The 253-nt window shown below is 67.2% G+C and carries 1 protein-coding gene; it reads left to right on the top strand.

Features of this window, described 5'->3' with window-relative positions:
• The coding region (locus tag R6258_RS18830; protein WP_318453483.1) for a TAXI family TRAP transporter solute-binding subunit at positions 1-141 on the top strand (141 nt) is incomplete at its 5' end.
• Positions 142-253: the final 112 nt, after the last annotated feature.

Raw genomic sequence — 253 nt, 5'->3', positions numbered from 1 at the left:
ATCCATCCGGCGACCAAGGCCATGGCGCTGGAAAAGGCCATCGCCGGCTTGCCGATGCCGCTGCACGAAGGCGCGGCACGCTACTTCAAGGAGCAGGGAATCGACATTCCCGAGCGCCTGCAGCCGGTCCCGGCCGAGTGAGTCGTTTGCGTCTCTCCTGCCCGGCGGTACCCGCCGGGCTCGTTACCGATTCGCGAGGAGTGAACCGTGAGCGACCCCATCATCGAACAGGTCCGCGACGAGGACGCCCGCG

This window comes from Halomonas sp. HP20-15 (genome assembly GCF_033446685.1).
Taxonomy (GTDB): Bacteria; Pseudomonadota; Gammaproteobacteria; order Pseudomonadales; family Halomonadaceae; genus Modicisalibacter.
This window is presented reverse-complemented; position numbering and strand designations above follow the sequence as displayed.